This is a genomic window from Nonomuraea rhizosphaerae (genome assembly GCF_019396405.1).
GTDB classification, from domain to species: domain Bacteria; phylum Actinomycetota; class Actinomycetes; order Streptosporangiales; family Streptosporangiaceae; genus Nonomuraea; species Nonomuraea rhizosphaerae.
The window spans coordinates 1-9,170 of record NZ_JAHKRL010000505.1; the positions used below are offsets into that span (position 1 = coordinate 1).

Consider the following 9,170-nt stretch of genomic DNA (forward strand, 5'->3'; position numbering starts at 1 on the left):
GGGGCACTGCGAACGCGCCCGTGGCCCCGCCCGCGTCGACGATGTCGAGGCCATCACGCCCCGTGGCGGCGGCGCGCTCGGCCAGCACCGCCCGCAGCGCGTCCCAGACGACGGCGGTCCGCACCGCCGGGGTCCTCGTGACGCCATCAGCACGCAACGTCGGCTCGCCTCCCTTTGCGCTTCCCACGAACCCGCCCCAGCCTACGCGGTGCGGGAGATCACCCGCTCCCGTCCGCGGCCACCGTCCTCGCTGACTCTCGTTTTCACGATCGGTGAAGTGGTCCCGCCGGTCGTGGCGGGCGGAGTTGGATGGAGGGCTGTTCCGCAGCCACAGAGAGTGATAGGTGAATGATCTTGCGTAGGTTCTTGCTGGTTTCGTTGTCGGCGCTCTCCCTCTCGGCGGTGGTGGCCGTGCCCGCCCGGGCCGCCGGTGAGGACTACGGGGAGTACTCGCGCATGTTCTCGCGCAGCGCGGGACAGTTCTGGGCGGACGGCAGGGCGGCCGGCCAGTGGGCCTGGAAGCCGCTGTCGGCCACCACGTCCGAGATCAGCTGGGGCGACCCGAAGAGCTGGCCGCCGGACTACGCCGAGAAGTTCGTCCACGCGGGCTCGTGGGTGATGCTCGACGGGTGGCGCGACAACGGCACCTACTACCGCCTGCGGGTGACCAAGGAGCAGATCGGCGACGCCAAGTGCGGCAACCTCCGTACGATCGCCACCAGCGGCCCCCAGCACTACGTGAAGTGGGACATCCCCTCCCAGGCCTACTGCCTCAAGGCGTGGGGCACGCTGACCGAGGAGTCGTCGGGCAAGGTCGTCGACTTCGGCCACACGCAGATCTGGTCGCCGCCCGCCTCCTGCTCCGCCCCCGCCTACGGCACGAGGAGGTGCGTCAAGCAGTGGGAGTCGTGGTGGGACAACCAGGGCAAGCCCGGCCAGGCGATCACCAGGAAGCTGGACCGGGACAACTACCTCGCCAAGGGGGTCGGCATGGCCTTCGGGGTCCGCCAGTACTTCCCCAAGCCGTGGGCCGCCGAGGGCCACTCGGACTGGACCTGGTAGAAGCTGGTGCCCCGCCGGCTGGGATGGACCGGCGGGGCGATTTGTGGGGCGTCGGCGCCCATGGCCAGCGCTGTCATGACTCCGGACGCGACAGAGGCGGGTGGGCTTCTGCCGTGGCCGCACGGTCAGCCCCTCGCGCCTGGCAAGCGTCAAACGGCTGACCGTGCGGCGTACACGTCCCTCGCCTTGCGCAAGCCGTGCAGGCCGCGTGTCTGGAACGTACCTCGCCAGGGTGTACGGGAGTCGAAAGCGGAGTAGAGACTTCTTCTACTCGGTATGGCTTTTGTCCGCCTGGCGGTAGAACTTCGTTCGCCCGGGATGGGTGTCTAAAGGGTGAGACTTGGCTTCAGCTGTTTGAAGCGGGCCAGCAGACCGTTCACGAACTGGGGTGATTCGTCGGTCGACAGCTCCCCCGCCAGGTGCACCCACTCGCTGATGACCACGCCCTCGGGCACGTCCGGCATCCACAGCAGTTCGTACGTGCCGCCGCGCAGCAGGTTGCGATCGACCGCGGGCATGCGGTCGAGGGTCCATCCCTCGGAGTAGGTGGTGATCAACTCGTCGATGCGGGCCCGGTGACGGGCCACGCCCTCGACGATGGCCGAGGTGTACTCGTTGACGGGGGGCTCCTGCCGTTCGACCCGCTCGGCGAGGATCCTCAGCGGATCCTCGTCGCGCAGCTCGGACTCGAAGAGGATGTCGAGCGCACGCCTGCGTGCTTTGCCTCGTGCCGACACCTCAGGCCCGGCCGAGGTATTCGCCGCTACGGGTGTCGACCTTGATCTTCTCGCCGGTGGTGATGAACAGCGGGACCTTCACCTCGGCGCCGGTCTCCAGCGTGGCGGGCTTGGTGCCGCCGGTGGAGCGGTCGCCCTGCAGGCCCGGCTCGGTGTTGGAGATGACCAGCTCGACGGCCGCGGGCAGGTCCACGTACAACGCGGCCCCCTCGTTGAAGGCGACCGTGGCCAGCGTGTTCTCCAGCAGGTAGTTGGCGGCGGAGCCGACCGTCTTGCTGGGCACGTTGACCATGTCGTAGGTCTCGGTGTCCATGAAGACGAAGTCGTCGCCGTCCCGGTAGGAGTACTGCATCTCGCGCTTGTCGACGTTGGCCACGTCGACCTTCACCCCGGCGTTGAAGGTCTTGTCGACGACCTTGCCGGAGAGCACGTTCTTGAGCTTGGTGCGCACGAACGCGCCGCCCTTGCCCGGCTTGACGTGCTGGAATTCGACAACGGTCCACAGCTCCCCGCCGTCGAGCTTCAGCACGATGCCGTTCTTGAGGTCGTTGGTCGTCGCCACTCGTAATCTCCCGCGTGCGGCCGCTCAAAGGACGAGCAGCTCCTTGGTCGTCTTCGTGAGAAGTTCCGGTCCGCCTTCGCGCGTCACGAGAGTGTCCTCGATGCGGACGCCGCCCCGGCCGGGAAGATAGACCCCCGGCTCGACGGTCACAGGAACTCGATCCTCTAGTCTACCGGTCCTGGAGGGGCCCAGGAACGGGTCCTCGTGGATCTCCAGCCCGACACCGTGCCCGAGGCCGTGCCTGAAGTGGCCTCCGTGGCCCGCGGCCTCGATGATGCCGCGGGCGGCGGCGTCCACCTCCTTCGTGCTCACCCCGGGCCGCAGCGCGTGCCTGCCCGCACGCTGGGCCTCGGCGACCAGGTCGTACACCTCCCGCTGCCACGCGGCCGGCTCGCCCAGGGCGACCGTACGCGTCATGTCGGCGTGGTAGCCCTGGTAGCAGGCGCCGAAGTCGATGGTGACCAGGTCGCCCGTGCGCAGCTCCCTGCCGGTGGGGGCGTGGTGCGGGACGGCGCCGTTCTCGCCGGCCGCGACGATCGTGTCGAAGGCGGGCTTGCCGGCGCCCAGCTCGACCATGCGGGCCTCCAGGAGCCTGGCGACGTCCCGTTCGGTGACGCCGGGCTGGATGTTGCCCATCACGTCGGCGAAGGCCTGGTCGCTGATCGCGCAGGCCGTGCGCAGGAGTTCCAGTTCGTCGTCGTCCTTGACCGCGCGCAGCACCTCCACCAGCGGCTCCAGGGGCACCAGGCCGCCCGTCCGTCCCGCGCCGGCGTCCGGGCGGTCGCCGGTGACGTCCGCCAGGGCGTGGCTCAGGCGGTTGAACGTCGCCACGGTCATGCTCGCCGCCTCGATCCCGACGCCGGGCGCCGCCAGCCTGGCCGCCACGTCGGAGGCCTCCACGGCCGCCACGTCCAGGTCGTGCGTCTTGTCGATGTAGCGGTTGTCGGTGACCAGCAGCGCGGAGCCGTCGTCGCCGATCAGCACGGCGGCGTTCGAGCTCTCCAGCCCGGTGAGGTAGCGCACGTTGACGCCCGAGGTCACGAGGATCGCCTCGACCCCTCGCGCGGGCAGCATTTTCGCGACCCGCGCCCGGCGTTCCCGATAATTGACGGTCATTTCGTCAATGTACGTGTATTGACCCTCGGATCACTATTGACCTCTCCTGTCACACGCGAATACCGTGCCGAACGCTGTTCACATTTCTTCATGGAGCCGCCCCATGATGAGGTACGCCTTAGCTGTCGCCTTGACCGTCCTGTCCATGGGGAGCACGCAGGCCGTGGCCGCGCCGCTGCCACCCGGGCACATCCGGGTCGATCAGGTGGGCTTCGCGCCCGCCGAGTCCAAGCACGCCTTCATGATGACGCGGGCGGGCGCCTCGGGCGCGCGCTTCAGCGTCGTCCGCGACGACGGCCGTGAGGTGCTCAAAGGCAGCGCCGGACGCGACCTCGGACCGTGGAACGGCACGTACGGGCACGTGTACGAGCTGGACCTCACCGCGCTGAAGGAGCCGGGCCGTTACCGGGTCAGATCGGGCCCCATGACCTCGCCCGCCTTCCAGGTCTCCTCCGCCGCACCCGCCGCGCCCGCTTCCAAGATCCTCTCGTTCTTCCGGGCCCAGCGGGACGGCGGGCGGCGGCACCACAACGACAGGGCGGCCGCGGTCTACGACTGGCCGGAGTTCACCGGGCCCGACACCGACCAGATCAAGGGCAAGCCGCGCAGGATCGGCGGGCCGGTCGACGTCGAGGGCGGCTGGTTCGACGCGGGTGACTACCTGAAGTTCACGCACATCCTGGCCTACGTCGACACGCTCATGTACGCGTCGATCAGGGACGGGGGCGGGACCGGCGGCGGGGGCGCGGACGGCTCTGACACACGCCTGCGCCGCGAAGCCACCCACGGCCTGAAATATCTGGACAAGATGTGGGACGGGAAGTCCAAGACGCTCTACATCCAGGTGGGCATCGGCGCGGGCGACGAGGACGCCACGTACGTCGGCGACCACGACGTCTGGCGGCTGCCCGAGAAGGACGACACCTCCAAGCACCCGTTCCTGCGCCACCGGCCCGTCTTCCGCGCCGCCGACCCTGGCAAGCCCATCAGCCCCAACCTGGCGGGCCGCACCGCGGCCGCCTTCGCCCTGGCCGCGCAGGTGGAGACCTCCCGCACGCGGGCGACGGCCCTGCTGAACCAGGCCGCGGCGATCTACGCGATGGCCAAGACGGACAAGGTAGGGCGCCTGGTCACCTCGCTCCCGTACGCCTTCTACCCGGAGAGCGCCTGGCGCGACGACATGGAGCTGGGCGGCGCCGAGCTGGCGCTGGCCGCGCTCCGGCTCGGCGACGGCCGCGCCGACGGCTGGCTGCGCCAGGCCGCCCACTGGGCGGGCCAGTACCTGGAGCACGAGGCGGGCGGCGACACGTTCAACCTGTACGACGTGAGCGCCCTGGCGCACGCCGACCTGATCAAGGCCATCCGCCAGGCGGACGCCGCCAGCCCCGTGACGGCCAACCCCGTCATGGGCGCGGACGGCCTGCCCGCCCTGATCGCCGTCGACGGCCCCGTCTCCGTCTCCGAGGGGCTGCCGGTCACCGAACAGCAGCTCGTGGACGACCTGCGGGCGCAGCTCGAGATCGGCGTCAAGCGCGCCGCCGGGGACCCCTTCCGCGCGGGGGCCGCCTACGACGAGTTCGACTCCGTGCCGCACGCCTTCGGGCTGGCGGCCACGTCACGGCTGTACCGGACGGTCAGCGGTGACCGCGCGTACGACGCCTTCGGCACCCGGCAGCGCGGCTGGGCGTTCGGCGCCAACGCCTGGGGCGTCTCCTTCGTCGCCGGCGCCGGCCAGAACGCCATCCGCTGCCCCCACTACCAGATCTCCAACATCACCGGCCGGCCCGTCGTCGGCGCCGTGGTGAACGGCCCCAACGCCGACTCCCTCTTCCACGACGGCCTGGGCAACCACCTGGAAGGCATGCGGCCCTGCCCGTCGGACGGCGTGGACCGGTACGCGCCGTTCACGGGGCACGGCAGCCGGTTCGTGGACGACGTGCGCTCGTGGCAGGCGTCGGAGCCGGCGGACGACTTCGCGGCGGTGGCGCTGTACGCGCTGACGCTGATGTCGGACTAGCCGGTTCCGGTAGTCGCCGCTTCCGCTTCTTGAAGCGGCGACTACCGCCTGCCGAACTCTCCACTTCCCGATACCGAACCCGCAACCATCGCCCCCTCCTCCTGTTTGCCGGTTACGCCCACTGGCACGCTTCCCACTGCCGAACTGTGGCCACCGACCTCTGGGCGGCGCGTCCCGGCGCTGAGCGGCTTTCTCTACGCTGAGCGGCCGATCTTCTCGTGCCGAGCCGCAGCTCCTGGCGGCCGAGCGGCACGCTTCCACTGCCGCCCCAGCTCTGCTGTACGCCGCCGCATCGCAGCCTCCCGGCGCCGAGCTGCAACTTCCGGCCACCGACGGCGGCCCGTTGCTGAGCAGAACCCCCTTCGGCGGAGCGGCATGCTTCCCGTCGTGAGCCGCAAGACTCCCGGCTGTGGAGGGCCCGCTGAGTGGAGGGCGCCGTATCTAGAGCCCACCGCATGCAGAGCCCACCGCATTCAGGGCTCCCCGTGTCCAGGGCCCATCGTGTGCAGGCCCTGTGTGCCAGCCTCACGTGCCAGCCCCACGTGCAGGGCCCCCGTGCAGCCTCGCGTGCGGACCCGTCGGTGTCGGGTCAGAGTTTCCAGTCGTTGAGGAAGTCGGCCAGCGGGCCGGACGACGGGACGTCGCCCTTCTGCTGAGCCTTGCGCAGGTCGCGCATCACGTCGGCGATCTGGTTCAGGCCGGGGCCGTCGTGGCCCTCCAGGAACTTCCTGCCCGCCTTGCGGATCTTGTCGTGCGCCTTGTTCGCGGCGCTCGGCTCGATGTCGCCGATGGTCTCCTGGGCCGTCACCGCCTTGTCGAACTCGCCCAGCCACTTCACCCAGCCCCCGGGCGGGACGCTGTTCGCCAGGGTGCCCTTGGGGTTGGGGGCGCCGGTGTCCTGGGGAATCGGCGCGACGGACGTGCTCCGTGTCGGCGACGGTGTCGGCGGTGGGGTCGGAGTCGGAGTCGGTGTCGGCTGGGCCGGTTCGGTGGACGGCACGTCGGCGCTCGGTGTGGGCGCGGCCACGGGCGTGCCGCCACGCGAGCCCGCCCACAGCACCAGCCCCACGGTGACCACGACGATCACCGCCAGCGCCACGCCGAGCTGGATGAACAGGCGCCGGTTGGACAGCGCCTCGGGCGGCGGCCCCTCGTGGAACGCCCCGCCCGGCAGAATCGCCGTGTCACCTCCACTCGGCCGCGACGCACCACCCGCAGCCGGACCGGTCGCGCCACCTCCGCTCATACCCGGCACACCGCTCGCGTCATTTCCCCCAATACCGGGCACGCCGCCTCCCCCCATACCGGGCACACCGCTCGCGCCATCTCTACTCATACCGGGCACGCCGCCTCCACTCATACCGGGCATGCCGCTCGCGCTCAGGCCAGTCGACGCAGCTCCGGTCTGCCCTGCCGTGCCGCCCCTGGCATGCCCCGCCATACCGTCCCCGGCCTGGCCAGGTTCACCGCCTCCGCTCCACTCGGAGGCACCGCTCCCACTCCGCCCGGACATATCGCTCCCACCGTGCCCGGCCGAACCGGCCCCGCCCGGGCCAGGCACACCGGCCCCGCCCGGGCCAGGCACACCGGCCCCGCCCGGGCCAGGCGTACCGCTCCCGCCCAGCCCGGCGGCCCCCCATGCGGAGGGGCCGTGCTCCCCCGGCCCGGACGCGGTGTTCCCGTGCGGCGCGCCCGCGCCGCTTCCGGTCGGTGCGGCTGTGGCGTGCTGTGGGGAGGTGTTGAGGTCGTGCGGCCCAGCGAGGTGAGCGGCGACCTGGCCGGTCTGCGGGATCGGAGCGGGATGCGACTGAGGGAGGGCGCCCGGAACGGACGACGCGACACTCGCCGGACCCCCCTGGGATGCCGTCGCCGGACCGCCCTGGGACGCCGTCGCCTGGGCGGCCTGAGCGGCCTGGGGGCGGTGCGGCCGGGCGATGGCGGCGAGCGCTCTGCGTACCGGCTCCCCACCGGCGGGCCGGGCACCAGGGTCCTTGGCCAGCAGAGCCAGCACCAGACGGTCCAGCTCGCCGGAGATCTCGGGGCGGTGGCGGCTCGGGGGTTCGGGGTCGGCGTCCAATTGCAGGTCGGCGACCTCCTCCGGCGTCCCCTCGAACGGCGGCCGTCCGCACAGCACCTCGTAACAGACGCACCCCAGCGCGTACAGGTCGGCAGCAGCCTCGCCGCCGCGCCCGTCGACCACCTCGGGCGCTCGATACCGTACGCCGTCGTCCAAGGCCGGCTCACCGGCCGGTCCGAACCCGACCACCTTCAGCACCCCGCTCCCGGCACGCCGGAAACTGTCGGGGCCGATCTGCCCGTGCACCACCCCGGCCCGGTGCGCCGCCTCCAGCCCGGCCGCCGCCTGGCCGATCAGGTCGCACGCCTCGACAATGGGCAGCGACCCGCCTCCGGCCACCTCCTCGCCGAGGCTCTCCCCGGTGAGGAACTCCATCACCAGGAACGGCGTGCCCTCGTGGTCGCCGACGTCCAGGACCATGGCGACGTTCGGGTGGATGACCCGGGCGACGGCCTGGGCGTGCCGGCGCAGCTCGTCGGCCGTGGCCGCCTGCGTGTTCAGCATCTTCACGGCCACGGTCCAGTCGGCGCGCGAGTCGTACCCGCGCCACACCTCGCCCATCGGCCCGCTGCCGATGCGCTCATCGAGCCGGTACCGGCCGGCGACCATGGACGGCGTCGTGTCGGACATATCTCCGCCAATACCTACAGAAACGGCAATTTTCGACCCACCCTAGGCCCCCAAGGGCCTCAGCCGTCCCACAACACCGGTCAGCACGCCCGATCAGCATGTCGGCCAGCCTGTCGGTCAACACGCCCGCCAGTATGTCGGCCGGCACGCTGTTCGCGGGCGCGTGCCCACTTCGGCCGGCGCCGATCCCGATGCCGATCCCGTGCCCCGTCAGAGGCGTGACAGCGTCGGGCGCGTGACGACTGCGGCCACGAGACGGCTGCGGGCGCGTGTCAACCAGGTGGCTCGCGGAGGCGTCTTATCAACGTCCGCCCACTCGCCCACGGGTGGGGCGAGCGCGTACGGAGGTGATCGGAACGGGTGATCGCCGGGGTCTGCCCCGACGTGGTGTGTGGAACTGCCCGAACGTGTGACCGCTGGAGGCAGGCGCGTACCGGACTGCCCGGAGTGGACCGGACTTGACGGGTGGCCGTCAGGCCCGAGGTATCTCGTCCTCCGGCCAGTCCTCGGCGTAGATGAGCGCGAGCTCCTGCCAGACCTCGTCCACCGGCCGTCCCTGCACCCGCGCGAGGTGCCGTACGAGCAGGAGGATGAGGTGCAGCGACGCCATCGCGGCGACCTCACGCGGAACCTCGTTGATGACCCTGCCGATCACCTGCAGGCCGACCGGGTCGCTGGTGTCGCCGCTCTCCCGTGCTTCGAGCGCGACGGTGACCATCGCCAGCACGGCGTTCATGTGCTCTTTGGTGAAAGCGCCCCGCTGAGGGCTGCCTGTCATGACTCATGCACCTTCCGGCATGGAGGGATGGCGCGCTTGGGCGCCCGAACCAGCATGGCGTCTCGGCGTGTGCGATGTGCATGGATTCACCCAGGAGACGGCTTACCGGCACGACTGGTCTTTGTTCACCCGCGTACGAAATAACACGCGTGCGACGTGCTTCACCGCTCATTACATGACAAGCGCCACAC

At 70.8% G+C, this 9,170-nt stretch carries 7 protein-coding genes; 2 read left to right on the forward strand and 5 right to left on the reverse strand.

Features of this window, described 5'->3' with window-relative positions:
* Window positions 1-354: 354 nt before the first annotated feature.
* Complete coding sequence (locus KME77_RS26385) at window positions 355-1,062, forward strand: hypothetical protein (protein ID WP_219471642.1); 708 nt, start codon at window positions 355-357, stop codon at window positions 1,060-1,062.
* 326 nt (window positions 1,063-1,388) lie between these two features.
* Here the strand turns inward: KME77_RS26385 and nusB are convergent, their stop codons facing one another.
* The 3 genes from nusB to KME77_RS26400 are packed head-to-tail and all read right to left on the reverse strand — an operon-like array spanning window position 1,389 to window position 3,477.
* Entirely contained in the window at window positions 1,389-1,799 is a 411-nt protein-coding gene (nusB, locus tag KME77_RS26390) for a transcription antitermination factor NusB (protein ID WP_219471643.1), read from the reverse strand.
* A 1-nt stretch (window position 1,800) separates the two neighbouring features.
* On the reverse strand, window positions 1,801-2,361 hold the full coding sequence (gene efp, locus KME77_RS26395; RefSeq protein ID WP_219471644.1) for an elongation factor P: 561 nt from the start codon (window positions 2,359-2,361) through the stop codon (window positions 1,801-1,803).
* A gap of 24 nt (window positions 2,362-2,385) precedes the next feature.
* Complete coding sequence (locus KME77_RS26400) at window positions 2,386-3,477, reverse strand: M24 family metallopeptidase (protein WP_219471645.1); 1,092 nt, start codon at window positions 3,475-3,477, stop codon at window positions 2,386-2,388.
* Between the two features lie 145 nt (window positions 3,478-3,622).
* On the opposite strand from KME77_RS26400, the gene KME77_RS26405 reads away from it, so the two are divergent.
* Window positions 3,623-5,494, forward strand: coding sequence for a glycoside hydrolase family 9 protein (locus KME77_RS26405; protein ID WP_246610777.1), 1,872 nt, complete (start codon window positions 3,623-3,625; stop codon window positions 5,492-5,494).
* Window positions 5,495-6,083: 589 nt separating this feature from the next.
* Here the strand turns inward: KME77_RS26405 and KME77_RS30070 are convergent.
* Both KME77_RS30070 and KME77_RS26415 read right to left on the reverse strand, forming a co-directional pair.
* Entirely contained in the window at window positions 6,084-8,201 is a 2,118-nt protein-coding gene (locus KME77_RS30070) for a serine/threonine-protein kinase (protein WP_219471647.1), read from the reverse strand.
* A gap of 472 nt (window positions 8,202-8,673) precedes the next feature.
* Window positions 8,674-8,979: a hypothetical protein gene (locus tag KME77_RS26415; protein WP_219471648.1), complete on the reverse strand. Its 306-nt coding sequence runs from the start codon at window positions 8,977-8,979 to the stop codon at window positions 8,674-8,676.
* Between the last annotated feature and the right edge of the window lie 191 nt (window positions 8,980-9,170).